Here is a 24436-nt window from a genome sequence, read left to right on the forward strand (position 1 = left end):
GGCCGCCGCGGGGTCAGGCGGCCGGCACCGTGCCGCGGATCTGCCGCAGGAAGGCGGCGTTGTCCGGGGTCGCCCGCAGCCGCTCCAGCAGCGTCTCGAAGCTCCCCGCTCCGCGCAGGGCCCGGCGCAGCCCGCGGGCGGCGGTCAGCTCGGCGGGGCTGAGCAGCAGTTCCTCGCGCCGGGTCCCCGAGGGGGCCACGTCCACGGCCGGGAACACCCGGCGGTCGGCGAGCCCGCGGTCCAGGCGCAACTCCATGTTGCCGGTGCTCTTCAGCTCCTCGAAGAAGTAGTCGTCGGCCCGGGAGCCCGTGTCGACCAGCGCGGTGGCCAGGATGGTCAGGGAACCGCCCTCCTCCGCGAGCCGCGCCGACCCGAACAGCCGCTTCGGGCCGAGCAGCGCCGCCGCGTCGACACCGCCGGACAGCGTCCGGCCGCCCGAGGACGCCGCGTTGTTGTGCGCCCGGCACAGCCGCGTGAGGGAGTCCAGCAGCACGACCACGTCCCGGCCCGTCTCCACGAGCCGCTTGGCCCGCTCGACGGCCAGTTCTGCCACGGCGATGTGCTCCTTGGGCGTCCGGTCGAAGGTCGAGGCGACGACCTCGCCGCGCACCGACCGCCGCATGTCGGTGACCTCCTCGGGCCGTTCGTCCAGGAGCACCACCATCAGATGGCACTCGGGGTGGTTGTCCGCGACGGCGTCCGCCAGCCGGCGCAGCAGCATGGTCTTCCCGGCCTTCGGCGGCGCCACGATCAGCCCGCGCTGGCCCTTGCCGACGGGGGCCAACAGGTCGACGACCCGGGTCGCCAGGCCGCCCCTCGGGCACTCCAGGCGCAGCCGCTCGGACGGGTGCAGCGGGGTCAGGTCCGCGAAGTGCCGCCGTGCGCGGGCCTGTTCGACGGGACGCCCACCGATCTGTTCGGCCCGCACGAGGGCACCCGAACGGCCGGGCGTGGCCACGCCTTCGACTGCGTCGCCCTTGCGCAGCCCGTGCCGCCGGATCACCTCCGGCGGCACCGTGACGTCCCGCGGCCCCGGCGCGTAACCGGCGGTCCGCAGGGAGCCGCGGCCGCCCTCGATGTCGAGGACACCGGCGACGGCGACGAGTCGTTCTCGGGTGGGGGTGGGGGCGGGGGTGCTGAGGGTTGTGGACATACGGGGTCCTCGGAGGAAGGGCGCGCACGGCGGCGAAACAGCCGGCCGGCGAAACGCGCGGCAGAAGAGGCTTGGGCCTCGGGAGAGTTCGCGGGCGCGAGGCGCGGGCGAACGGGAACATCGACCGCAGCGGGCTGCGGGAGCGGACCGTTGAGCGGTCACGCGGAGGCACCGGCGCCAAACGTGGCGCACAGTCGTGCCCTTGCAATGTAACACCCGGGCCCGCGTTTGTGCCCCCGGGGTTGTCGCGTGCGGCGCCGCGGTGGTTGCGGTTGGGTTTCTCCCCCACCCTCCCGCCTTCCCCCAGCCTTCGGCCGGGGGTGCCCCCAACTCCCCCACCCCCTCCGTATCGACAGCGACCAACGTCTCGCGCCCTGCGGGCGCACAGCGCCGGCTGCGGATGGGAGGGCGGGGGGCCGGGGCCGGTCGGCAGTCTGCGGCCCGGTGGTCGGCTGGGGTTCAGGCGCCGGAGCGGGGCCGGTTGTTCGTCCGGCTCGGGTCTCGTTGCCGTCCGCAGGTATAGATGGCCGGTGACCACGCCCACCGTTCGTGGGTGGCGCGCCCGCCGTAACCCGCGTCTGCGGGTGATTCCCCGACCCGACAACGGGCCCTGTTCCAACGGCTATGACGCTGAAAGTGGGCCCGATCTCCCGCCGACCGCCCGACCGCGCCCCCGAAGCACCCGCAGTCGCGGGGCTGGGTGGTCAGAAGTCAGTCCGGGGGCACCGCACGTGTCCGATGCATCCCTCACCGGCTGTCATCGCCCACGCGAGAACGGCGCCGCCCAACGGGAGGGACGGCACCCGACGCAGACGTGGGCGACAACCCCGTACTGCCTACGTTCCCCCCGCCACCGGCCGTAATGCGGCCACACCGGCCGGAGGGGAGAGGAGCGGTGGGATTCGGTGCCGAATGATGTGGGCTTGAACCGTAGGGCCGTAGGGGGTCACGGGGCGGTTCGGGGCGCCCCGGACTGCCCTCATACCCCCACCGGCCGTTGTGCGCGCAAACCGGCAGGAGGGGGTGTGTCGGGGTGCGCCCGGAAACGACGAGCGGCGCACGCGGCGCCCAAGAATGTTGGCGTAAACCGCGAGCGTTGAGGACGTGCGCCGGCGCGGCGCCGACCCCACAACGACGTGCGAGACCCGCACCAATCGCGCCGGGCAATCGGGCGGGAGGGCGGGCGAACAGCCCGCCGCAGGCGCAAACAACCCGCACGCAACAACCGGGCAGCCCGGCGCAGCCAGACGCACTAGCGAGCCGGCGCCGCGTAACTCGCCCCCCGCAAACTCGCGACGACCGCATCCACCGCGCCCTTCGTCGGACGGCTGAAGCACGCCCTGACCATGAGCCCGACGGAGGACGTGGCGTCCGGGTCCTCCCCCCACGCCGTCAGCTCGTTCCGCCCGCCGAGCGCCCGGCACCCCCCGCTCGCCTCCGTCAGCCCCTTCACCACGAACCGCCCCGGCCCGAACTTGCCGCCCGCGGGCTCCTCCATCTGCCGGAAGGCGATCAGCACCCCGCCCTCGGCGACCGCGTCCACAGGCGGGCAGGCCGAGTACGCGACCATCTCCGGCTTGGTGCACCCGCCCCGCTCCCGCAGCGGCTGCGCGCCGACGAAGCCGACCACCAGACCGTCCGGGGCAGCGGTCACGAGCGACCTCCAGCCCGTGCCGGGCAGCTTGAGCCCCAGCCCGGACAGGGCGTCCAGGGTGACGTACGCGTACACCGAGTCGGTACCCCCCGCCGCCGCACCCCCCGCCGCACCCGCGTCAGGCGCCCGCGTCGGCGTCGGCGCCCACGTCGGGCCCGGGGCCGAACGGGTGGGCGACGCGGCGGGGAGGATGCGCTGCCCCCGGGGCGCCACCGGATCCGCGGGCCCCAGCAGCGCGGCGGCCACCACCGCCGCCGCGGTGGCACCCCCGAGCACGGCGACCGCCCCCGCGGCGACCCGGCGCCTCCTGCGCCGCCGCACGCGCCGCCTGATCTGCGTCATCCGGTCCTGGGGTGCGGGTGTCTGCGGCACGACGCGCTCCAGCAGCACGCTGAGCTCCCACTCCTCCTCCGACTCGGGCTCACGCACAAACTCGGGCTCGGGCTCACGCCCCCGCGACCGCTCACGTCTCCGCCCGCCCCCGGGCTCACGCTCCGCGTTCACACCGCTCACCGCTCACCGCCCCTCGCCAGGCTCGGCACGGCCGCGAGCTGCCCCCGCAGCATGGTCAGCGCCTTGGCCGCCTGGCTCTTCACCGTGCCGGGCCGGCAGCCGAGCACCTCGGCGGTCTCGTCGACGCTCAGGTCCTCGAAGTAGCGCAGCACGACCACCGCCCGCTGCCGCGCCGGCAGCCGGCGTATCAGCACCGCGAGCGACTGCTCCAGGTCGACCGAGGCGAAGGGGTCCTCCGCCGCCGTCGCCACCGTGTCCGGCACCTCGCCGTGCGGCAGCTCGCCGCGCCAGCGGCGCTGCCACCAGGAGGAGGCCGTGTTCACCAGGGCCCTGCGCACGTACGCCTCCGGGTTCTCCCCGGATATGTTCCGCCACCTCGGCCAGACCTTGGCCAGGACGGTCTGCAGCAGGTCCTCCGCCAGGTGCGTGTCGCCGGTCAGCAGCCAGGCGACCCGCAGCAACCGCGGCCCGCGCGCGGCGACGAACTCCTCGAAGTCCGTCTCCGCATCCCTCACCGTGGTGTCCTTGCCATCGCGTCCCTGTCCGTGCTCCGAGCAGCCTCACATCCGCTCGAACCGGGTGGGACACCGGTTCGGTTGCCAGGAATCCGGGATCGCCCTCGTTCGTTGCCGCCTCGGACGGGCGCGCGGCGCGCGGTCGTCCCCCAACTGACCCCAGACGAAAGGGCGTTCTCCGTGACAGCCGCACCCGACCAGCCGGAAGCAAGGGGAGCCAGCCTGTGAGCAGCGTCACCAAGGGCATCGCCAAGGTCGAGGTCCGGCTCAAATGGGACCCCAGTCCCGCCGGCGCGCCCGCCAGCGACCTGGACATAGTCGCGGCGACCTACAGCTCCGCCGACCCGCAGGGCGCCCCGGTGTACCTCGTCCACTTCGACAGCCGCTCCCCGGACGGCACCATCACGCTCAACCGCGACAGCAAGACGGGCAAGGGGCTGGGCTTCGACGAGGTCATGACCCTGGAGCTGGACCGCCTCAGCGCCGCCTACCAGCGGGTCGTCGTCGGCGTGGTGGTGCAGCAGCGCGACGGCCGGATGACCTTCGGCGACATCGCGGGGACGGGCGTGCGCGTGGTCGAGGGCCACACCGACCTCGCCGCCTCCGACCTCGGCGAGGTCGCCGCCGCGACGGCGGCCACCGTCGGGGAGTTCCGCCGCGGTGACACCGGCGAGTGGCGCTTCAGGCCCGGCGTCCACGGCTACGACACCGACCCGGCGGCCTTCGCCCGTGTGATGGGCGGCGGCGCCTCCTGATCACCACCCCCGGGCACGCCGGTGCCCTCCCGCATGGCGCGCGGGAGGGCACCGGCGCGTGGAGGGCGCGGCCTGGGGCAAGCCCTAGACGACGCCCTGCGCCGTCATCGCCTCCGCCACGCGCAGGAAGCCGGTGACGTTGGCGCCGAGGACGTAGTCGTCCGGCGTGCCGCCGTACGCCGCGGCGGTGGCCCGGCAGTGGGTGTGGACGTCGCGCATGACCTGCGCGAGGCGGGCCTCGGTCTCCTCGAAGGTCCACCGCTCACGGGACGCGTTCTGCTGCATCTCCAGCGCCGAGGTCGCCACGCCGCCCGCGTTGGCGGCCTTGCCCGGACCGAAGAGGACGCCCGCCTCCCGGAACACCTCGATCGCCTCCGGGGTGCACGGCATGTTCGCGCCCTCGGCGACGGCCAGCACGCCGTTCTTCACCAGCGTCCCGGCGTCCTGCCCGTCCAGTTCGTTCTGCGTGGCGCAGGGCAGCGCGACGTCGCAGGGCACGTCGAAGACCGAGCCGCGCTCGGAGTACCGCGCCGAGGGCTTGGCCTCCGCGTACGCCGACAGCCGCGCCCGGCGCACCTCCTTGATCTCCTTGAGCAGTTCGAGGTCGATGCCGTCCTCGTCGACGACGTAGCCGCCGGAGTCCGAGCAGGCCACCACCGAGCCGCCCAGCGCGTGCACCTTCTCGATCGCGTAGACGGCGACGTTGCCCGAGCCGGAGACCACCGCCCGGCGCCCTTCGAAGCCCTGCCCGCGGGTGGCCAGCATCTCGGCGGCGAAGTACACCGCGCCGTAGCCCGTCGCCTCGGTACGGGCGTGGGAGCCGCCCCAGGCGACGCCCTTGCCGGTCAGGACCCCCGCCTCGAAGCGGTTGGTGATCCGCTTGTACTGGCCGAAGAGGTAGCCGATCTCCCGGCCGCCCACGCCGATGTCCCCGGCCGGCACGTCGGTGTGCTCGCCGAGGTGCCGGTGCAGCTCGGTCATGAACGACTGGCAGAAACGCATGACCTCGCCGTCGGAGCGGCCCTTGGGGTCGAAGTCGGAGCCGCCCTTGCCGCCGCCGATGGCGAGGCCGGTCAGCGCGTTCTTGAAGATCTGCTCGAAGCCGAGGAACTTCACGATGCCGAGGTCGACGCTCGGGTGGAAGCGCAGACCCCCCTTGTACGGGCCGAGCGCGCTGCTGAACTCCACCCGGAAGCCCCGGTTGACCCGCACGCGGCCCTGGTCGTCCACCCACGGCACCCGGAAGATCACCTGCCGTTCCGGCTCGCACATCCGCTCCGCGATCCGGGTGTCCAGGTACTCCGGGTGCCGCTCCAGCGCCGGCGCCAGTGAGCGCAGCACCTCCCCCACCGCCTGGTGGAACTCCGTCTCGCCGGCGTCGCGCCGGCAGACGTCCGCGTAGACGGCCTCGATGTGAGCACTGACGTTCATGCGCGCCTTCCCTCGTCTCCTGAGTCCCGGACGCGGCGCCGTGGCGCCGCGTCCGGCCGTTGCCGTGTCAACGAGTACGGATGGGAAGAGGCGATGTGTCAGCAGAGGGACGAATGTCCGCGACATCCGGAAAAACATCCGGAGCACTCCCGGAGCGACTCCCGGCGACTCACCGTCGTCGCTTTCCCGGCTCCCGGGCCACGGAGTGCGAGGGGGCTCCGCGGCAACCGCCGCGGGCTATCCCGCGGGGATGGGCCGGGCCCCGATGCGGGCGCAGGCCTGGTCCTGGCCGAGGCCGTCGGCGGGCCAGACGACCTTGCCGGCGCCGCCGGGGTAGTAGCAGGCGGCGAAGGACGTGGGGACGGGCTCGGACGGCCCCCACATCTCCTTCCAGCGCCCGGCGCACACCGCGCCCGGGTCCTTCGGGTCGAACTCCTTGACCGCGTCCGACGGCAGACCGGAGAGGTCGGCGCCACGCGCCAGCGTCCGGGCGCACATCATCTTCCCGCCGGCGTCCTCACCCCACGGCATCCCCCCGGCGACGGCCACGACACCGCCCCCGGCCAGCGCGACCACGGCCGCGCCGCCGGCCACGGCGACCCGCAGCGACCGCCGTCCCGTGGCCCGCGGAGTCGCCGCCTGGTCCAGCACGGAGCGCAGCGTCTCCCGTCCGGCCTCCGACCTCGTCCAGCCCTCGGCCCCCTGCGGACGCAACTCCCGGACGGCGTCCAGGACAGGGTCGTTCGTCATGCGTGTACCTCCGAATCGAGCGGGGTGAAGGGTGCGGGACGACGCTCCAGGGCCGCGCGGAACCTCTTGCGGGCCCGGTGGAGCCGCAGCGTGTACGCCGCCCTGGTGCAGCCCAGGGCCTTGGCCGCCTGCTGCGCGCTCAGGTCGTACCAGCCGGTGAGCAGCAGCACTTCGCGATCGGCCTCGGACAGCGCCATCAGCACCCGGAACACGTGCTCGCGGTCGCCTATGCGGTCCTCGAAGACCTCCTGCGGAGCACGGTCCATCACCGCGGATATCCGCTCCGCGAGCGCCTGCCGCCGTACGTCCGACCGCACCCGGTTGGCGAGCAGCCGGCGTGCCGCCGCCAGCAGCCAGGGCAACGCGTCGTCCGGTACGGACCGCTGCTTGCGCCAGGCCAGCAGGAAGGTCTCGGAGAGCACGTCCTGCGCGGTCTCGCGATCCGTGCGGTGCATCAGGTAGCCCATCACCCGGTCGGCGTGGGCCTCGTACCACTCTTCCACCATCTCGCGCCCTCGCGGACCCTCACGTGCCGTCATGCGCACCCTTCCCTCCCTGAACAGGCTTTCACTGGGGAATGTCCGGCCGGGCGCGGACGATTACAGGCCCGGGCCGGGGATGGGTGCGACGAGGCGGAGGTCACACCGCCAGGGGGCCGGCGGCGGCTCAGGGGCGCTCCGCGGTCACGAGCCAGAGGCGGGCGGTCAGCACGACCGCGCCGTCCGCGGTCGTGAAGCCGCGGAAGGCGTCCAGCGCGGCGTCCCGGGCACGGGAGCGGGCCGCCTCGTCGGCCCCGCCCTCGCGGAGCCAGTACTGCACGGGCCCCCAGCCCATGAGGAAGTCGGCCGCGTCCTCGGCGTCCCTCCCCCAGACCTGCGGGACGTCCACCGCCGTCGAGGTCACCCCGGCGAAGCCCGCCCCGGTCAGGACCTTCTCGGTGTGCCGGGGGTCGGCGAAGGAGGCCGGCCCGGTGTCACCGGCGAAGTCGGGCACGGGCACCACGGTCCCGATCGCCCGGTAGATCTTCGTCTGGTCCATGGCCTGGTGGCCGCGCGAGGCCACGAAGGCCAGCCGCCCGCCGGGACGCAGCGCACGCCGGAGGTTGGCGAACGCGGCGACGGGGTCGGCGAAGAACATCACCCCGAAGCGGCTCACGACCGCGTCGAAGCCCTCCGGGGGGAACGGGTGCACCTGTGCGTCGCCCCGGACGAAGGCGACGCCGGCCAGGCCCTCCCGCTCCGCGGCGGCGACCGCCTCGCGCAGCATCGGCTCCGACAGGTCCACGCCGAGCGCCGTGGCGCCGCGACGGCCGGCGAGCCGCGCCACGCGCCCGGTCCCGCAGCCCACGTCCAGCACCCGGCTGCCCGCCACGACCGGGAGGTCGTCGAGCAGGTGGTCGTTCACCGCGTCGTTGAGCGCGTCGTACCGCTCGGGGTACGTCGCCCAGTGGCGGCCCTCGTACCCGTTCCACGCGTCGGACTGGTCCAGGTTCACGATCGGGTTGCCCATGGGACGAACGTACTGCGCGCGACGGCCGTCCGGGCGGGCCGTCCCAGGGGTGCGGCCCTACCAGGGGGCGGGGCCGTCCTCACTGAAGTAGCCGCCGCTGGGTCCGTCGTCCGGGAGCGTGGCCAGCTCCACGATGATCGCGGCCCCCTGCTCGACCGTCCGGGAGCCGGCGTTGTGCGTGAGGTCGGTGGCGGTCAGCCCGGGCGAGGCCGAGTTGATCTTCACGTGCGCGTACGCCGGCTCCCGCCGGAACGCCTGGGCGTACTGGACGGTGAGCATGTTCAGCGCGGCCTTCGAGGACGCGTAGGGCAGGATGTGGTCGGCGTCGGCGTAGAGGGTGCCCGGCTCACTGGTCACCGTCAGCGACGCGGTGGTGCTGGAGACGTTGACGACGCGCGCGGCGGCCGAAGCGGCCAGCAGCGGCAGCATCGCGTGCGTGACCGTGACCACGCCGAAGACATTGGTCTCGTAGGTGGCCCGCAGGTCCGCCGCCGTGGTGCTCAGCGCGGGGGACTCGACGATCCCGCCGGCGTTGTTCACCAGGATGTCGAGCCGCCCGAACTCCTCACGTATGCGTGCGGCGACCCGCTCGACGCCGTCCACGTCGGTGACGTCCAGCTGGACGGGGAGGACCCGCAGGCCCCCGGCGGCCAGTTCGGCGGCGGCGGCCTCGCCCCGCCGGAGGTCGCGACTGCCCAGCAGGACGGTCGCCCCCGCGGCGGCGAGCCGGCGGGCGGTCTCCCGGCCCAGCCCCTTGTTGGCACCGGTGACCAGGGCCGTCGGATTGTCGATCATCGCGCTCCTCCTACGTACGGGAATTTAAGCGGACCCATGGGTCCGATTGCCGTCAACCGTAACCGGACCCGTGGGTCCGGTCAAAGCGCGGACGGAGTCACCGGGGCGCCCGCGGGGCAGGATGGGCGCCATGGTGGAGATCGGCTTCCTGACCGCGTCGGACCGCACCCGCTGGGAGGCACTGGCCCGCGGCAAGGACACGTACTTCGGGGTCGAAAGGGACGACGACAGCTACGAACGCACCTGGCGGCGCCTGATCGACGACGAGCGGATACGCGGGATCGCGGCCCGGCTGGACGGCGAGCTGGTCGGCATCGCGCACTACCTGTTCCACGCCAGCGTCTGGTACGCCGGGAAGTGCTACCTGGCTGACCTGTTCGTGGACCCGGACGTCCGGCGGCGCGGTGTCGCCACGGCGCTGATCGAGTGGGTCGCGCGGGACGCCGAACAGCACCACTCACCCGGCCTCTACTGGAACACCCTTGAGGACGCCCCGGCCCGCGCGCTGTACGACAAACTCGGCAGGTTCCACCCGGGCTTCGTCCTCTACACCTACCGCCGCGACACGAACCGGACCCCTCACCAGGCCCGCGACACGTGAACGGACGCAGCGACCGGACGCCCGGCAACACCGCGCGGGCAACGGGCCTGAGGCGTGCGGGCGTTGGCAGCCCTTCGCTGCGGAGCCGCCCAAGGGAATCGAACTCTTGACCTACGCATTTTCATCGTCTGTGCAGGTCATCGGGTACAGGCACAGTCGAGGCATGAAAGCGGGGGCCGGCTCCTGGGCGCCGCGGTCCCGCCGCGCCGCCCGCGAATTCACCGTTCTGATCCGGTGTCCCGAGCCTGTTCATAACCGAGATCAAGCAAGGCGACGCGGAGCTTTACCGCAGCTTCATCCAGAGCTGATTGATCTTCTTCCGGCCTTACCTTGCCGAACTCGAAGTCGGACATGTCCCACACGGGAGCGACATGTATGTGCAGATGAGGCACATCGAATCCCGCAATGATCAACCCTGCTCGCGGAGCATTCCAGGCCCGCCGCACCCCTTGCCCAATGGCCTGGGCCACCTCGAAACAACGAGCCAGGAGAGCCCCGTCGACATCTGTCCACCGGTCGACCTCACGACGGGGCACAACAAGAGTGTGTCCAGGCCGCAATGGTGCGATGGTGAGGAACGCGGTGATTTCTGGATCTTGCCAGACGAAGCGTCCAGGTAGCTCACCGGCGATGATGCGCGAGAACAAGGTGGCCATAGAAAGTATTTTGTCACATGAGGTGCATTTCGACCGGAAAGCCGTTCGAAGACGGACTTCGCCGGCCTCACACCGCGTCAAGTGCACAGCGCCTGCGCCTGAGTGCTCCGCGCAGAGGCGGCGGCCCCCTCCGGGTGCCGTACACACCCTGCCGGGCCGCGGGCTGGATAAGCCGATCAAGGAAATGAGAAAAGGCCAGGTCAGAGACGCTGACCTGGCCCTTCTCCGTTGAGCCGCCTAAGGGAATCGAACCCTTGACCTACGCATTACGAGTTGTCCGACCTTGGTCTGGAGGCGTCCACGGGTGTCCGTCACGAAGGCTGCATCCCCGGTCAGCCCCCCTGTCGGATGGCGGTGGACAGATGCGAACCGCCCCGGAACTGGCGTCGACTGAGACTCCAACTGAGACCAGGACCGACCCCTCATGCCGAGTTGCGATGGTCCATCGTCGGCCGGCCCCTAAGTAGCTATGAGGTCATCGGTAGGGTGCGTGCTACCTGCTCTGGAGATTCCGCCGCAGGTCACGAGGGGTGGGAAGCACATGAGAAAGCTGTGGGTCTGCGGCCTGGCACTTGGCATGGCGGGGCTCGTCGGGTGCTCCGGCACAGGCGAGGACTCGAAGGAAGCGGCGCCCAGTGCCACGCCATCCGCCGTGACTCTCGCCATCAGCGGGAGGGTGAAGGTCGAACTGTCCACCGACGGCAAGGGTCCCGACATCGGCAAGCCGTGTACACCTCCGCCCGGCTCCAAGGTCAAGGCCGGGGCCGAGGTCCGTGTGACGGATGGCGATGGTGAGATTCTCGGCACCTCCCGGCTCAAGCCGGCCTATACCTACGGGATCGAAGACAGCCTCAAGACGTGCGAACTCGACTTCCTCTTCAAGGTGCCTGGCGCGTCCGAGAACTACGTGATGACCGTGGAAGGCTTCCCGCCGATGCCGTACACCCGTGAGGACATTCGACGCGGCCTCTCCCTGTGGGAGACGGATCAGGGCACGCTGTCTCAGGGGTAGCCCGCGCAGCGGCACTTCGAGCCCTCTTGAGGTGCACGATCACCGGCTCCGCCGCCGTCCACGGTCGGCGGAGCCGACGTCAAGGGGTTCTGCGCGCGACGCTTGACCGCCGAAGCACCTTGCCCGCGAGGATGGCCACATGGACGATCTTGTGGGGTTCCTCGTCGCACGCATCATGGACGACAACCATGCCTACGCCTACGTGGCCGGCACCCTGGGCGGCGAGGCTCTTCTCGACAGCCACCTCCCCATGCTCGATCTGATCGAGCAACTGGCGAACGACTACAAAGCCATGGGCCCCCGGGACTCCCGCTCGGCCGGCCTGGCATACGCGCTGCGAGTCCTTGGCCAGTCATACGCCGAACACCCCGCCTACCAGCAGGAATGGCGCCCATAGCGTTTCAAGGAGACAGTCCCTAACCCTCGCCTTACAAGTTCATTCCGCCGCGTGGGCGCGCTCCCCAGTAGGCCCTACGGGGCCGCAGTTCAATCCTCTACGAACCACCGAGATGCCTGTAGATGCAGCACTGTTGCCGTCACCTTCTGCCGTCAGCATCCGCTCCACCAGCCGGCGGATTCAGGTCGGCAGCCGACCATCCTCCGGTCAAGTGCTAGAGCACCACCCGAGACTCGGGCAGTTGCAAGCCGGTCATCCGCCTCGTTTTGCCGAGGGTTGGTGAGATGCCTGCTCCGGAGCGGAAACTCCGGACCGGTGGCCGGCTCGGCGGGTTCTTACCGACCGCCACCGTGCCGACCACCAGGCCGGACGCCAGATCTGCCACCATCGGGGCAGGTACCAGAGATCTTCCTGGCATGCCTCGACGTAGGCCTCTACATGCCCCCAGAACTCTTCAGCGTTCGCTGTGTTGACACGCGCCCTGGGTCCGCGCCTGATGTCCACCGCCACCACCGCCAAGGCGGCTTCGAAACCGGCCCGACGCGGCTTGTCGTTGCCAACTAGCATCAGCTCGGCCAGAGCGTCCTGCATCGCCGCATGCGCATCAAGTGCGCGATCCGCAGATTTACGTTGTGATGCATAGAAGAGCGGTGTATACCGCAGATACGCCCATTCACAATGCCGATACGTCGCCACGAAGGCATTGATCACACAACTCTGGAAGTGGGCGTACACCGCCCTTCGCTCTTCCCGCCCGCCAAGTCGCGTCCGCCCGTTGGCCACGAAGGCCTTCCCCAACGCCGTGCCAGCAGCGCGCCCAAGACCCGACGCCGCCGCGCCAATCGGTTCAACCATGCCAGACATCACACACGTAATAATTCGCCAGTATCGCGCTGAACGGTGAACTGGGACAAGATAGTGACATTTACTCCCTGAAGCAGTTCCCCGGCACAAACCCTCAAGCCGATCCTGAGGTGGCTCGAGGCAGCAACTCGCCATCAGCGACGACCCCAACCCGGAGGCATCACACGCTGTCTGGCCCGCGTGCCGGACCGTTCGATGTCACGCCGCCAAGGACTTCACCTGTCCGCGCAAAGGGGGGAAGATCACGCTTCATGGACCCTGCCGTAGCAGCAACTCTCATATCCAGCCCCGTCGCACTGCTAGCGGCCGCGGCCGCATACGGTGCTGGTCGTATCCAAGGTCGAGGGGCCTACAGCGGCCCCGTTGACGCGGTACGACGCCAACACCAACGGGACGCCTACGCCGCCCTTCTCGCAGAAGCCAACAGCTATGCTCGCCGCGCTAACTGGGGGACTTGCGTGCTACAAGCCTGCGACCAGTTAGGCGTGTCCAGACTGTCCGGAGCAAGGAGAGAGGAAGTCGACGAACGCGCCTTAAGCATCCGCGCCGAACTATCTACGGAGCCCCTGCGCCTAGCGGCGGCCGTTGTCAACCTCGAAGGCCCCGAACACATCTCAGAGATCGCACAGCTAATCGAGAACCACGCCCACAACGTATATGTCGGGGCCCTCCGCGGCGAGATTCCCGACACCATCTTCGACGTAATTGAAGGGCGCCCCCTTCACGGGCATCACAATGCACATCTAGACCTAGTAAATGAGATCTCTGCGTTCACCGTCGCCGCACGTTCCCACCTCAACGACAGCACGAAGCCAAGGCGGAGCTGAGCCTCCAAACAGAAGCACAGGCGTCAGCTCACCGGAGTCTGCCCGGCCATCCCGTCCCCGCTCTAGCGATGCCGCGCCTAGCTAGGCCGGCTAGTACCTCTTCCGTATAACCCCGGCGCTTTCAGCAGAACGGGATGCGCTCGCCGATGCTCATGTGGTGTCGCCTCCAGCTGGCGAGTAGGGGCGCCTCTCACGGTAGCCATCTGCCAGGAACCGGTAATAGCCACACTAACTGCCGCCCGTCCACTGTGGTCCACCAATGCCAGCACCGGAAGGCACCTCCGGCCCTGGCCCTTGCCGGGATGCGGTCTGATTAGGCAGTCATGAGGCAATGATGGGGAGCAGACAGCGCGGCAGCTTCAGATCGATTGCGCAATAGGCAACGAACTTGACTAACACCGTTCAGCGAGAAGGTCGGCGACGGAGAATCGCCATCGCCGTGACGCCTCACTTCTTGAAAGACGTCAAGCACGTTGAGGTGGGGCGCAGCTCCCGGAATTCCTGCCTTCAGCGTCGCCAGCAGCTTTCTGGTGAACAAACTATGGTCACCCTCGATAACTGAGTGTTCAAGTCTACCAGTTCCACTGAGGACACTACAGTTACGCACAGAAGTAAAGGAATCAGTGAGCCTACCCCCCATACACACGTCCGCAATAATAACGTGCTCACGGGCACGTGATCTCTCGACAATGCGAGCTATGAGCGACGCCGAAATGGCGGTAGAAGCAAGGCGATTCAGTCGGGTATTGCGCGTACAGAACTCCAAGGTCCCCTCTTCGGAGAGAGCAGTGCGACCCGAGTAGTAGATGATGAGGATGTCTTCGGCTTCTCCAGCCGCGTCCTCAAGCGGCTCCAGAAGGTCAGACGGAGTCGCCGGGTCAATAACCAAAGAGCAATGTTCAGATTCAAATCCAAAGATTTCTGCGTCAAGTAAAATTTCGCGAAACTTATGGGCGTCATTTCGACACGCGGGCTGCTGTTGCAATTCCTCGCTTTCATACTCGGCACAGCCAACCACGACAGCACGGGAGCGACTGAAGTCCAAATTAAGCAATGGGGACTCAATGATCGCAAATGAGTGTGATTTGTTACGGACAAGCGGGAAGGAGCCGGCGTCCTTTTTGTTGCATTGCTCAGGCAAAGGAAATGAAGTCGATCTCATCCGACTACGCACTTCACCGTAAAGGTCACTCATTCGCAGAACGGGGCCGACGCTAGGGATGCCTTCCTTCATAGCAGCCAGCAGATGGCCCGTGAAGGCGCTGTACTCATCGCCTACAGGCGCCTTCGAGCGTTTTGTTTCCGGGGCGGAAGTAAGACAGTACAAACCCTCAACAGCCAACTGATTCTTGACTAGTTGCGCCTGATCCCCCATGAGATCGGCGTGAGCTCGGCCACTGTAACAGCAATCCAAAATTACAATCTTAGCGGCGGCGCGAGCTTGTTTGACCACACCTGCCAGATAGGAGAAAGGGAGACTAGTCCACGGCGCATCCGGTTCGCTACCTGTAAGGCTGAGGTGCAAATCACTGTTATCGCCCGCGAGGAGGCCATGGCCGCTGTAATAGACGAGCAAGACGTCCTGTGCTTCACCTGCCGCCGTAGCGATGGGTCGCATGATGTCTTCGGGACTGCGCGGGTCCCCTACGACGGTCACATCCTGTTGTGCGAATCCGCTCAGTTCTGGGTCAGTGAGTATGTCTCTAAGACTACGAATATTTCTTAAAGAATGGGGAATCTCACCAAGATCCAGCGAGGAGTACGCGGCGGTGCCAATCAATACCGCGCGCCCAGATGTGATGGATGGAAGAGGGGTATTCATCGGCCATCCAACTCGCGCACAATACGAATGGCGACGTCGTCCGGGTCACAAAGACGGGACACGTCGATCTCGACTTCTTTGTCACCACTGCGCACGCGAATACGCACGTTTTTGCGTCGGGTACTGGCCCAAGTCCCCAACGATGCCGCGACTGCCGCCAAGACACCCTGCGGCTCAAGCAGCAATTGGAGTGCTTCCAGCACGGGGCCCATGTCGCCGTTCTGTACTGGTGCCTGCTTCGCAGTGATGGAGACGTGTCTAAGGTCCTCGTCCTTGCAAAGCCACTGTTGCAACCGGCGCAGCTCGTCGCCTGCCTCGTCGCCAACCAAATCCACCTGCAGAATCAAGGCATCCCCCGAAGTCTCACGAAGCGGACTACACAGGGTACTCGAAAGGACGGGATCTGATGGCCCTTCGGAGCAGTCCGCAGGGGCGGTCGCCCGCAGGTCATCGGGCCGCGTGCCGGCAGTGAGTAACCGCCTTGGACCTTGGCAGCATGTGCCCGGCCTCGCAGCGTCGTGCGCCGACCGCATAGGGCTCTACCGACACAGGTCCCCCTGGTCCTGTATTGAGGACCACATTGCTCAAGCTGCCAGCGACAGTGCTTCCAGTCGGCGCCTCACGTGGCGACACGGATGTGACGACCCGCACGCGTGCGGAGAACGCCTCCACCGCTTCGAGCCGTGCCCATCCGGCTGCACCATGCACAAGGCCTACACGCGCGGCTGTCCGAAGCCCTGCGCCAAGACGTGCACGCGACACGCGAGCGCCTGCCCGAAACGCAAGGAGGGCGGTCTCGTCTTCACTCGCCCCAAGACAAAGAAGAGCCGGAACGCCGTCCCGATCCCACCCGTCTTCATCCCATTCCTGGAAGATCACAAAGCCCGACAAGAGGCGATGCGAACGGCGGCCGGCGAGCTTTGGGAGGAACATCACGTCGTGTTCTCGCGGCCGGACGGACGCCCGCTTGACCCGCGCGCCGACTACGGAGAGTTCAAGGAGCTGTTCACCGAGGCTGGGATCGACGACCGTCGCCTGTACGACGGAAGCCGCCACACAGCGGGCACGATCCTGAACGAGCTCGGGGTCGACATGACCACGATCATGGAGATCTTGCGGCACACCCAGATCAGCCAGACCCGCCGCTATGTGAAGGGCCGATCCCACCTGTCGAAGGACGCCATGCGGCGCATGGGCGAGTTCTTCGCACCCGCTCCCACAGACCGCGATACGGGCCCCACTGAGACCAGAACTGAGACCGCCGACACCCGCGCGGCCCGATCGCGCCACCGCCGCCGCATCCGCTGAACGAAGAAACCCCAGGTCGGAAAGGTCCGACCTGGGGTTTCGGTTTGAGCCGCCTAAGGGAATCGAACCCTTGACCTACGCATTACGAGTGCGTCGCTCTGGCCAACTGAGCTAAGGCGGCAGGCTGCCGGGACAGCTTGGCATCGGCAGCGGGCACAAGTCTACACAGTTCTCGAGGGGCCCCTGACCAGGGTGCGACCGGGGTCCGCCGACGTGCGGCCGGGGTCGGCCGGGGCCCCTCGGGGGTCAGCAGCTCTTGCCGTCGACCGGGGGCGTGCCGTCGAGGAGGTAGCGGTTGACCGCCGCGTCGATGCAGTTGCTGCCGCGGGCGTACGCCGTGTGGCCGTCGCCGTTGTACGTGAGCAGCACGCCGGAGTCGAGCTGGCCGGCGAGGGACTTGGCCCAGGCGTACGGCGTGGCCGGGTCGCGGGTGGTGCCGACGACGAGGATGGGGTCGGCGCCGGTGGCCTCGATGCGGTGGGGCTTGCCGGTCGGCGGGACGGCCCAGTAGGTGCAGATCAGGCTGGACCACGCCAGGTTCTTGCCGAAGTGCGGGGACTCGGCGGTGAAGGCGGACACGGACTGCTCGGCGGCCTGCGGCCCGGACAGGGCCGGCGGCAGGTCGAGGCAGTTCACGGCGGCGTTGGCGTACATCAGGTTGTCGTAGTGCCCGCTGTCGCTGCGCTCGTAGTACGTGTCGGAGAGCATGAGCAGGCCGCTCCCGTCGCCCTTGTTCGCCTTGGTGAGCGCGGTCCGCAGGGTCGGCCACATCGACTCGTCGTACATCGCGGCGATCACGCCGGTCGTGCCCAGCGCCTCCGTCAGCTTGCGGGAGCTGCCGGTGCCGAGCGGCTTGCCGTCCAGCTGCTTGAAGAGGGCGTCGAGGCGGTGCCCGGCGTCAGCGGTGCTCTTGGTGCCGAGCGGGCAGTCGCGGTGGGTGATGCAGTCCGCGGCGAAGGCGTCGAAGGCGGTCTCGAAGCCCGAGGCCTGGCCGCGGCTCGCGTCGAGGGCGGAGATCGAGGGGTCGACGGCGCCGTCGAGGACGAGCCGCCCGACCTTGTCCGGGAAGAGCTCGGCGTAGGTGGCGCCCAGGAAGGTGCCGTAGGACTTGCCGACGTAGTTGAGCTTGCGGTCGCCGACGAGGGCGCGGAAGACGTCCATGTCGCGGGCGGACTCCACCGTGCTGACGTGCTTGAGCAGCTTGGCGGAGCGCTGCTCGCAGCCGTCGGCGAACTTCTTGTCGGCGGCGACCAGGGCGTTGACCTCCGCGCCGTCGTCCGGGGTGACGTCGGTCGCCGCGAAGGCGTCCATCTGGCTGTCGCTGAGGCACTCGACGGGCTCGCTGCGGGCCACGCCGCGGGGGTCGATGGCGGCCATGTCGTAGCGCGAGGTGACCGGCGACGGGTAGCCGAAGGCCGCGTACTGCAGGTAGTCGATGGCGGAGCCGCCGGGGCCGCCCGGGTTGACCAGCAGGGTGCCGAGCCGCTTGCCGCCGTCCTCGGCCCGCTTCCGGGAGACGGCGAGCTTGAGGTCGGTCGCTTCCGACGGGTGCGCGTAGTCGAGGGGGACCCGCATCGTGGCGCACTGCATGCCCGGCATGTCCTTGCAGTCGCCCCAGGACAGGCGCTGCTCGTAGTACGGCCGGAGGTTGCCGTAGGCGTCGGCGGCCGCGCCCGAGGGCGGCGGCCCGCCGAGCGAGCCCGCCGGGGACGACGCGGCGGCGCTGTGGGTGTTGCCACCGGTGGTGCACGCGGACATCATCAGCCCGGCGACGGCGAGGACGGTGCCGGAGGTACGGAGCAGGCGCGGGGTGTGCATCGGAGCCTCGGTTCCCTCGTGGTGATGATCTGGAGCGTATCCGTACGACCGGTGGCGAACCGTCGTCCACAGTCCTCGTACGGGTGATTCCGGCCCGCGCCGTCAGGGACGGTCCGGGCCGTCGAGCTTCTCGGTCGCGTACCCGGCGACGAGGGCGAAGAGCCGCCGCCGCGGGCCGATGCCGTCCAGCACCCGGACCTCGGCGGACACGCCGCGCACCCGCCCGCGCAGGGCGAGCGCCGAGCGCCGCGCGTCCTCCTCTCCGGAGGGTACGGCGAGCAGCAGCGCGGGGCGCGGCATGTCACGCCCGGCGTAGCCACCGCCGGCGTACGAGTACGGCGGCGGGCCGGACCGGTCGATCCCCTCGTAGCCGCCCGAGACGCCGATCGCCGTCGCGAAGCCCCGGGGATCGGTCAGCTGCTGCCGTACGACGCAGGCCGCGTCCCCGTCGGCGCCCAGCAGCGCCCGCGCGGGACGGCCCGGCAGGACGCGGTAGAGCCGGGCGACCGCGTCCGGGACGGAGGCGGGGCCGGCGCCCGGACCGGCGTCGCAACTGGCGGGCAGCACCACCACGAAGGGGTCGGCGACGCCGCGCAGCGACTGGGCGGCGAAACCGGCGAACAGATCCGGGTCCGCGGGGTCGATGTGGGCCACGACCAGGGGGAAGTAGACGCCCGCGGAGTCCGGGTAGTCGTACTGCGGGGGCAGCCAGACCCGTGTGCCGTCGGACAACTCCTGGAGCGTACCCCCGGCCGGGTGACCGAGCGTGCGCGGCGGCACCAGCCCCGCGTCCACGGGGTCGGACGGCACCGGCCGGGGGCGCGGCCGCGGCGGTGACGACGGCCGGGACGGCGACGGCCCGGCGGCGGTGACCTGGCGGGGCGGCGGGGGCGACGGGGCCCCGGACCCGGGCGCCAAGCAGACCCCCAGCGTGATCGCCACCGCGGCGGCCAGGCCCGACCCGGCCCCGCGCAGCAGGGTGCCGGCCCGCTCCACGGGCAGTTCGTACGCGCGGCCCGCACGCTGCTCCCACCAGTGCCTCAGTGCCGAGCGGGCGAGCACCACCGCGACGGCCCCGGCCACAGTCAGCAGCGCGTACAGAACGACGACCTCGGCCACCTCGGGCACGTGCGGCACCACCTCGGGACGTCCCCGAGGGCGCTTCGGGCACGGGTGGGCACCCACGCCGGAGGCAGGGGGAAGCGCATCCCGTGCGCTGGGATCACCCCCGCGGGGACAGCGGCCGGGGGCACCGCACGCCAGCCTGCGGCAAGGCCGGGCGCACCGGGGAGCGGCGACGCGCGGGCACCGCAAACGATCACCCGTCCGCCGGATGATCAAGGGCGCGCGGGCAGCTCCGCGCGGCCCGTCCCGCGCGCCGGTGATCCCTCCCGTACGCCGGTGGTCGGCCCGTACGCCGGTGGTCAGCCCGCGCGCAGGGCCAGCGTCATCGCCTCGACGGCCAGCAGCGGCGCGACGTTCCGGTCCAGGGCCTCGCGGCAGGCGAGCACGGCCTCGATGCGACGCAGGGTGTTCTCCGGGCGCGAGCCGGCCGCGATCCGCTCGACGGCGTCCCGCGCCTCGATGTTCGCGATCGCGACCGACGTGCCGACCTGCACGGCCAGCACGTCCCGGTAGAAGCCCGCCAGGTCGGTCAGGGCCAGGTCGAGCGTGTCGCGCTGGGTACGGGTGGACCGGCGCTTCTGCCGGTCCGCGAGCTCCTTCATCACGCCCGCCGTGCCGCGCGGCATACGGCTGCCCGCCCCGGCGGCCGCGCCGAGCGCCGCGCGCAGCTCCTCCGTCTCCTTGCCGTCCATCTCCTCGGAGACCTGCTTGGCGTCCTCCGTCGCCGCGTCCACCAGCTCCTGCGCGGCCTTGAGGCAGCCCCCGACGTCGTCCACGCGCAGCGGCAGCCGCAGCACGGCCGCGCGGCGGCTGCCGGCCGCCTCGTCGGTGGCGAGCCGGCGGGCCCGGTCGATGTGGCCCTGCGTGGCGCGCGCGGCGGCCTCGGCGATCACGGGGTCGATGCCGTCGCGCCGGACCAGCACGTCGGCCACGGCCTCCACGGGCGGGGTGCGCAGCACCAGGTGCCGGCAGCGCGAGCGGATCGTCGGCAGCACATCCTCGATGGACGGCGCGCACAGCAGCCACACCGTCCGGGGCGCGGGCTCCTCCACGGCCTTCAGCAGCACGTTCCCGGCGCCCTCGGTGAGGCGGTCGGCGTCCTCCAGCACGATCACCTGCCAGCGGCCGGAGGCGGGCGAGAGCGAGGAACGGCGGACGAGGTCGCGGGTGTCCTTGACGCCGATGGAGAGCAGGTCGGTGCGGACCAACTCGACGTCGGCGTGCGTACCGACCAGGGTCGTGTGGCAGCCGTCGCAGAAGCCGCAGCCCGGCGCGCCGCCGAGCGCCCGGTCCGGGCTCACGCACTGCAGCGCGGCGGCGAAGGCGCGGGCCGCGGTGTCCCGGCCGGCGCCGGGCGGGCCCGTGAACAGCCAGGCGTGCGTCATCTTCGACGCCGTCGGCAGCGCGTTGCCGGCGGCTGCCGCCGTCACGAAGGCGTCGGCGTCCCGCGCGGCGGCGGCCAACTGCTCCGTCACCCGGTCCTGGCCGACCAGGTCGTCCCATACCGCCATCGCGTCCGCCCGTCCTGTGGTGCCCGCCGCCCTCTGCGTTCTCCGGCCCCACCATTGTCGGGCACGCCACCGACACGGGGCCCTGCGGGGCGGGCCGGTTGTCCGTGTACGGGTTGTTTGTGGTTGTGGGCGGGGTTCTTTCCCGCCCGCCGCGGGCGCAACGGACCCGCGCGCGAAGAACCGGGCCGGACGCACGACCCCGGTTCGCGGCGTCAGCCGGAGACGCGGCGGTGGCGGCGCGGTGCGACGGGACGCCGCCGGAGCATGACGAGCGCCGCGATCGCGGCGATGCCCAGCGCGGCCAGGGCGGAGGCCACGCCGGCCGTGACGTCGGAGGGGCCGGTGGAGGTCGACGCGGACGTGAGCCCCGCGGCCGGCAGGCCCGTGCCCGGCCCGGTGGACGCCGCCGCGCTCACCGCGGGCACGGCCCCCGCGGACGGGGCCGCGGACGCGCCGCCCGGCGACGGCGTCGCCGTCCCGTCCGGGCAGGCCACGGTGAAGGACTGCGGCTTCGCGTCGGAACCGGCCCACCGGAACCGGTAGGCGCCGTCGGCGAGCACGACGCGGTCGCTGCTCCCGGTGCCCGCGCTCCCGGTGACCAGCGTGCCGACGACCGCGTCCTCGCCCCGCGCGTACGAGACCGTCCAGTTGACCGGCTGGTCGGGGCCGAAGCCCTCGGCCCTGAAGTAGAAGGTGCACACCGTGGCGCCGGCTTCCCGCGTCCTGCCCAGTGCCTCGTCGTAGAGGCGGACCCCGGGCCGGTCGGCGGGCGCGCCGGAGGCGTTCGCGGCCAGGCCCAGGAGGGTCGCCGCGGCGGCAGCGGCGGCGAGGGCCGCCACCGTGGTACGGATGCGCATGCTCAAAGTGTCCCGGAGACCCGCGCGGAGGGCTGCGCCGGGGTCCATTTCCAGCCGCCGACATATGTGGAGCAACGGCGTCCATATCCCCCCGGGCAGCGCACACATGGGGCGCGAACGCCGCCGAATTGGCTTATGCACGGGGCAGTTGCGACAGCCGGTGCCGCCCGCCTACAGCGACAGCCGCTGCACCCCGCTCGCGACCGCGCGTTGTTCCGGCACCTCCGTGCCCGTCCAGCAGGAGCCGCGCCGCGCCAGCAGACGGCGCAGCCAGACCTCCGTGGCGACCAGGTCGGTGAGGCCGTCGACGGGGACCGGTTCGCCCTCCGCCGCCGCGCGCAGGGCGGCCCGTACGACGCGGGCCTCGACGAGCCCGGCGTCCGCGAGCAGCGGGGCCTCGAAGAGGTCGAGCAGGTCGTCGACGGCCGACCGCAGGCCCGCGCGGACTGCGACGGCGGTCGAGACGTGGGAGTTGGCGCCCCAGCCGGGCGGCAGTTCGCGGATGCCCGCGCCTGCCAGGACCGAGCGCAGGATCGTGGCGCGGGCCCCGGGCTGGACGCGCAGCGTCTCCGGCAGCGCGCGGCAGGCCCGCACCACCTGGTTGTCCAGGAAGGGCGCGTGGAGCCGCTGGCTGCGCACCTCGGCTGCCTGCTCGAAGACCCGGTGGTCGGCGGCGTGCCGGGCGAGCGCGGCGCGTGCCCGGCGCTCACCGGGGCGCTCCACCGTCGTGCCCGGCCGGGCCGCCGCCTCCTGCAGCCGAACCGACACTTCGGCCAGCGCCTCGCCGGTCAGCCAGCGCGCCGCCGGTCCCGGCCGGCACCAGGTGAGGGCCGCCAGGGACGCGGCCAGCGCGCCCCCGTGCTCCTCGAAGCGCCGGGCCAACAGCCGTGCGGCGGCGTCCTCGACACCCTGCCGGTAGCCGGTGCGGGCCAGCCGCCGCGCCGCCCGGTACACGGTGAAGGGCACGAACACCGAACGCCCGGAGGGTCCGTCCGCACGCGCCAGGGCCGTGACGGGACGCAGCAGGCCGCGCCGCCGCCGGTCCATCAACAGGTCGGCCAGCCGTGCCGGATGGGCGTCCAGGACCTGCCGGGCACCGTGCCCGACGAAGTGGTCGGCGCCGCCCGCCGCGAGGCGCCGCCGGTGCCGTTCCGCGGTGATGAGCGAGGGCCCCGGCTCGTCCGTGAGCGGCCCGCTCTCCAGGTCGGCGTACGGCAGGGACTCCGGCCCGCCCGGCACGACGACGTGGTGCAGCCGGGGGTCGGCGGCCATGCTGCGGGCGCGCTCCAACTCCGCCTCGCGCGCCTGGACGCTTCCCGTGGCCAGGTCGTTGAAGGTCACCGCCAGCAGGCGCTGTCCCGCCGCGGAGCCGTGCCCGAGCGGGGTGCCCGGCATCCCCGGCAGCCCGGCGGCGAGAAGGGCGAGCGTGGAGGAGGCGCTGCCCCCGGACAGGTCGGCGCCGATGCCCGGCGCCGGGTCCTCCCCGGGATCGGGTACGAAGCGGGGCTGCGCGAGCCGCGTCCGGACGGCGTCCACCAGCGCGTCCCGTATCCCGGCGATCGCCCGGTCCGGGTCGGCGGAGGCGGACGGGGTGCCGGCGACGGCGAGGGAGGCTCTGGGCTCGTAGCCGCTGACCTCGGGCACCCCGTCGCGCATGATGAGCGCGTGCCCGGGCGGCACCCGGCGCACCCCGGCGTACGGGGTGCCCTCGCCGAGCGCCTCGGGGGAGTCGGGGCAGGCCAGCAGCGCCGCCAGGTAGGTCACGTCCAGGGCGGCCTCGGTGAGGTCGGCCAGCGGCAGCGCGGCCGTGCCGTACGCCGTGCCCCGCGCCCACTGGGTGTGGAACACCGGCCGGGCGCCCGCGAGATCGCCCAGCACCGTGATGCGGCGGCCGATCTGCAGGACGCACGTGTAGCTGCCGGCCCAGGCGGTCAGGTGGCGCAGCGCCCCGCCGCGCGCCGCGAACAACCCGACCCGCAGGTCGGCTTCGGAGGCGGCGCAACGGCCCAGCACGGCCAGCCGGGCCACCGAGCCGTTCTCGGCGTGGACGATCCGCACCTCGTCGGGGCGCCAGTCGCCGACCATCCACAGCGGATCGGGATCGCCCCACAGGAGCTGGGCGCCGACGGGCTGCAGGGTGCGGTCGGCGCGCACGCCGGGAACCTGTCCCACGGCAGCGCTGCTCCACCCCACCAACCACCGCATCGCCGCCTCCACAGGTTGTGGACAACGTGGGCCACCGTGGCCGACCGGCCCCGCGGCAGGCCGAACTGCCGCCCCGTCCGAGGAACATGCTGCCACGGAGCGGCGCACAAAGAGGCGCATGAGGACATGGTTGAGCGCCGGACCGCGCGTCACGCGCGGGCCGGTTCGGCCCAACTCCCCCCTGACCAAGGTCACTTGGAACGGGCCACCGGATTTCAAACGTCATTTTCCGGTCAATGTCCGGGGAGCCCGCATTCGTCCGTTGTGCGACGTGTGGGGGTCGCGGTCCGGGAGGCGTGGCGCACCTCCCGGACCGGTCCGCCACCCGCGGGGATTGTGGTGGCGGAGCCCCCTGACC

21 protein-coding genes, 1 tRNA gene and 1 pseudogene are annotated in these 24436 nt (G+C 70.9%); 6 read left to right on the forward strand and 17 right to left on the reverse strand.

Annotation, left to right across the window (positions count from 1 at the left end; genetic code table 11):
- Nucleotides 1-13: 13 nt before the first annotated feature.
- The 3 genes from rho to ABZ479_RS10775 form a co-directional block, all read right to left on the reverse strand.
- Entirely contained in the window at nucleotides 14-1153 is a 1140-nt protein-coding gene (rho, locus tag ABZ479_RS10765; RefSeq protein WP_500461218.1) for a transcription termination factor Rho, read from the reverse strand.
- Nucleotides 1154-2405: 1252 nt separating this feature from the next.
- Nucleotides 2406-3236: a hypothetical protein gene (locus ABZ479_RS10770; RefSeq protein ID WP_500461220.1), complete on the reverse strand. Its 831-nt coding sequence runs from the start codon at nucleotides 3234-3236 to the stop codon at nucleotides 2406-2408.
- A gap of 80 nt (nucleotides 3237-3316) precedes the next feature.
- Nucleotides 3317-3835, reverse strand: a complete 519-nt coding sequence (locus ABZ479_RS10775; RefSeq protein WP_500461221.1) for a SigE family RNA polymerase sigma factor — start codon at nucleotides 3833-3835, stop codon at nucleotides 3317-3319.
- A gap of 224 nt (nucleotides 3836-4059) precedes the next feature.
- On the opposite strand from ABZ479_RS10775, the gene ABZ479_RS10780 reads away from it, so the two are divergent.
- The gene (locus tag ABZ479_RS10780) at nucleotides 4060-4590 is read left to right on the forward strand and encodes a TerD family protein (protein ID WP_500461222.1); all 531 of its coding nucleotides are present in this window, start codon (nucleotides 4060-4062) and stop codon (nucleotides 4588-4590) included.
- 84 nt (nucleotides 4591-4674) lie between these two features.
- On the opposite strand, the gene gdhA is transcribed toward ABZ479_RS10780, so the two are convergent.
- The 5 genes from gdhA to ABZ479_RS10805 all read right to left on the reverse strand — a co-directional run bounded on the left by gdhA (nucleotide 4675) and on the right by ABZ479_RS10805 (nucleotide 9075).
- A complete protein-coding gene (gene gdhA / locus ABZ479_RS10785) occupies nucleotides 4675-6021 on the reverse strand; it encodes an NADP-specific glutamate dehydrogenase (RefSeq protein ID WP_500461223.1) in 1347 nt (448 codons plus the stop codon).
- Nucleotides 6022-6258: 237 nt separating this feature from the next.
- A complete protein-coding gene (locus ABZ479_RS10790) occupies nucleotides 6259-6771 on the reverse strand; it encodes a hypothetical protein (RefSeq protein ID WP_500461224.1) in 513 nt (170 codons plus the stop codon).
- Nucleotides 6768-7310, reverse strand: a complete 543-nt coding sequence (locus tag ABZ479_RS10795) for an RNA polymerase sigma factor (protein WP_500461225.1) — start codon at nucleotides 7308-7310, stop codon at nucleotides 6768-6770. The genes ABZ479_RS10790 and ABZ479_RS10795 overlap by 4 nt, the downstream gene beginning before the upstream one ends.
- Nucleotides 7311-7437: 127 nt before the next feature.
- Complete coding sequence (locus tag ABZ479_RS10800; RefSeq protein ID WP_500461227.1) at nucleotides 7438-8280, reverse strand: class I SAM-dependent methyltransferase; 843 nt, start codon at nucleotides 8278-8280, stop codon at nucleotides 7438-7440.
- A gap of 57 nt (nucleotides 8281-8337) precedes the next feature.
- Nucleotides 8338-9075, reverse strand: coding sequence for an SDR family NAD(P)-dependent oxidoreductase (locus tag ABZ479_RS10805; RefSeq protein ID WP_500461228.1), 738 nt, complete (start codon nucleotides 9073-9075; stop codon nucleotides 8338-8340).
- A gap of 130 nt (nucleotides 9076-9205) precedes the next feature.
- Between ABZ479_RS10805 and ABZ479_RS10810 the strand changes: the two genes are divergently transcribed.
- The gene (locus ABZ479_RS10810) at nucleotides 9206-9676 is read left to right on the forward strand and encodes a GNAT family N-acetyltransferase (protein ID WP_500461230.1); all 471 of its coding nucleotides are present in this window, start codon (nucleotides 9206-9208) and stop codon (nucleotides 9674-9676) included.
- Nucleotides 9677-9894: 218 nt separating this feature from the next.
- Here the strand turns inward: ABZ479_RS10810 and ABZ479_RS10815 are convergent, their stop codons facing one another.
- The gene (locus ABZ479_RS10815; protein ID WP_500461232.1) at nucleotides 9895-10332 is read right to left on the reverse strand and encodes an HIT family protein; all 438 of its coding nucleotides are present in this window, start codon (nucleotides 10330-10332) and stop codon (nucleotides 9895-9897) included.
- Nucleotides 10333-10873: 541 nt separating this feature from the next.
- On the opposite strand from ABZ479_RS10815, the gene ABZ479_RS10820 reads away from it, so the two are divergent.
- From ABZ479_RS10820 to ABZ479_RS10830, 3 genes are all read left to right on the forward strand, one after another.
- On the forward strand, nucleotides 10874-11344 hold the full coding sequence (locus ABZ479_RS10820) for a hypothetical protein (RefSeq protein WP_500461233.1): 471 nt from the start codon (nucleotides 10874-10876) through the stop codon (nucleotides 11342-11344).
- Between the two features lie 139 nt (nucleotides 11345-11483).
- Nucleotides 11484-11741, forward strand: a complete 258-nt coding sequence (locus ABZ479_RS10825) for a DUF6221 family protein (RefSeq protein ID WP_500461234.1) — start codon at nucleotides 11484-11486, stop codon at nucleotides 11739-11741.
- 1349 nt (nucleotides 11742-13090) lie between these two features.
- Nucleotides 13091-13432, forward strand: coding sequence for a hypothetical protein (locus ABZ479_RS10830; protein WP_500461236.1), 342 nt, complete (start codon nucleotides 13091-13093; stop codon nucleotides 13430-13432).
- 313 nt (nucleotides 13433-13745) lie between these two features.
- Here the strand turns inward: ABZ479_RS10830 and ABZ479_RS10835 are convergent, their stop codons facing one another.
- Nucleotides 13746-15254, reverse strand: a complete 1509-nt coding sequence (locus ABZ479_RS10835) for a caspase family protein (protein ID WP_500461237.1) — start codon at nucleotides 15252-15254, stop codon at nucleotides 13746-13748.
- On the reverse strand, nucleotides 15251-15601 hold the full coding sequence (locus ABZ479_RS10840; protein WP_500461239.1) for an effector-associated constant component EACC1: 351 nt from the start codon (nucleotides 15599-15601) through the stop codon (nucleotides 15251-15253). Before ABZ479_RS10840 ends, ABZ479_RS10835 begins: the two co-directional genes overlap by 4 nt.
- A 265-nt stretch (nucleotides 15602-15866) precedes the next feature.
- On the opposite strand from ABZ479_RS10840, the pseudogene ABZ479_RS10845 reads away from it, so the two are divergent.
- A pseudogene (locus ABZ479_RS10845) lies at nucleotides 15867-16562 on the forward strand (tyrosine-type recombinase/integrase); the annotation flags it as partial.
- 47 nt (nucleotides 16563-16609) lie between these two features.
- Here ABZ479_RS10845 and ABZ479_RS10850 read toward each other — a convergent pair.
- The 6 genes from ABZ479_RS10850 to ABZ479_RS10875 form a co-directional block, all read right to left on the reverse strand.
- Nucleotides 16610-16683, reverse strand: a tRNA-Thr gene (locus ABZ479_RS10850).
- Nucleotides 16684-16808: 125 nt separating this feature from the next.
- Complete coding sequence (locus ABZ479_RS10855; RefSeq protein ID WP_500461240.1) at nucleotides 16809-18380, reverse strand: alpha/beta hydrolase; 1572 nt, start codon at nucleotides 18378-18380, stop codon at nucleotides 16809-16811.
- 102 nt (nucleotides 18381-18482) lie between these two features.
- Nucleotides 18483-19508 (reverse strand): alpha/beta hydrolase, encoded by a 1026-nt coding sequence (locus ABZ479_RS10860; RefSeq protein WP_500461241.1) that lies wholly within the window; start codon nucleotides 19506-19508, stop codon nucleotides 18483-18485.
- A gap of 296 nt (nucleotides 19509-19804) precedes the next feature.
- Nucleotides 19805-21016: a DNA polymerase III subunit delta' gene (locus ABZ479_RS10865; protein WP_500461242.1), complete on the reverse strand. Its 1212-nt coding sequence runs from the start codon at nucleotides 21014-21016 to the stop codon at nucleotides 19805-19807.
- 212 nt (nucleotides 21017-21228) lie between these two features.
- Complete coding sequence (locus tag ABZ479_RS10870) at nucleotides 21229-21873, reverse strand: hypothetical protein (RefSeq protein WP_500461244.1); 645 nt, start codon at nucleotides 21871-21873, stop codon at nucleotides 21229-21231.
- Between the two features lie 171 nt (nucleotides 21874-22044).
- Nucleotides 22045-24078, reverse strand: coding sequence for an asparagine synthase-related protein (locus ABZ479_RS10875; protein ID WP_500461245.1), 2034 nt, complete (start codon nucleotides 24076-24078; stop codon nucleotides 22045-22047).
- Between the last annotated feature and the right edge of the window lie 358 nt (nucleotides 24079-24436).

Origin of the sequence: Streptomyces sp. NPDC005722, from assembly GCF_040630935.1 — a bacterium.
Lineage (GTDB): Bacteria > Actinomycetota > Actinomycetes > Streptomycetales > Streptomycetaceae > Actinacidiphila.

Bases quoted from the DNA above. Each gene is read 5' to 3' on its own strand.
- rho (WP_500461218.1), bottom strand. From the start codon at position 1,153: ATGTCCACAACCCTCAGCACCCCCGCCCCCACCCCCACCCGAGAACGA.
- gdhA (WP_500461223.1), bottom strand. From the start codon at position 6,021: ATGAACGTCAGTGCTCACATCGAGGCCGTCTACGCGGACGTCTGCCGG.
- ABZ479_RS10790 (WP_500461224.1), bottom strand. From the start codon at position 6,771: ATGACGAACGACCCTGTCCTGGACGCCGTCCGGGAGTTGCGTCCGCAG.
- ABZ479_RS10795 (WP_500461225.1), bottom strand. From the start codon at position 7,310: ATGACGGCACGTGAGGGTCCGCGAGGGCGCGAGATGGTGGAAGAGTGG.
- ABZ479_RS10800 (WP_500461227.1), bottom strand. From the start codon at position 8,280: ATGGGCAACCCGATCGTGAACCTGGACCAGTCCGACGCGTGGAACGGG.
- ABZ479_RS10805 (WP_500461228.1), bottom strand. From the start codon at position 9,075: ATGATCGACAATCCGACGGCCCTGGTCACCGGTGCCAACAAGGGGCTG.
- ABZ479_RS10810 (WP_500461230.1), top strand. From the start codon at position 9,206: ATGGTGGAGATCGGCTTCCTGACCGCGTCGGACCGCACCCGCTGGGAG.
- ABZ479_RS10815 (WP_500461232.1), bottom strand. From the start codon at position 10,332: ATGGCCACCTTGTTCTCGCGCATCATCGCCGGTGAGCTACCTGGACGC.
- ABZ479_RS10820 (WP_500461233.1), top strand. From the start codon at position 10,874: ATGAGAAAGCTGTGGGTCTGCGGCCTGGCACTTGGCATGGCGGGGCTC.
- ABZ479_RS10825 (WP_500461234.1), top strand. From the start codon at position 11,484: ATGGACGATCTTGTGGGGTTCCTCGTCGCACGCATCATGGACGACAAC.
- ABZ479_RS10835 (WP_500461237.1), bottom strand. From the start codon at position 15,254: ATGAATACCCCTCTTCCATCCATCACATCTGGGCGCGCGGTATTGATT.
- ABZ479_RS10855 (WP_500461240.1), bottom strand. From the start codon at position 18,380: ATGCACACCCCGCGCCTGCTCCGTACCTCCGGCACCGTCCTCGCCGTC.
- ABZ479_RS10865 (WP_500461242.1), bottom strand. From the start codon at position 21,016: ATGGCGGTATGGGACGACCTGGTCGGCCAGGACCGGGTGACGGAGCAG.
- ABZ479_RS10870 (WP_500461244.1), bottom strand. From the start codon at position 21,873: ATGCGCATCCGTACCACGGTGGCGGCCCTCGCCGCCGCTGCCGCCGCG.
- ABZ479_RS10875 (WP_500461245.1), bottom strand. From the start codon at position 24,078: ATGCGGTGGTTGGTGGGGTGGAGCAGCGCTGCCGTGGGACAGGTTCCC.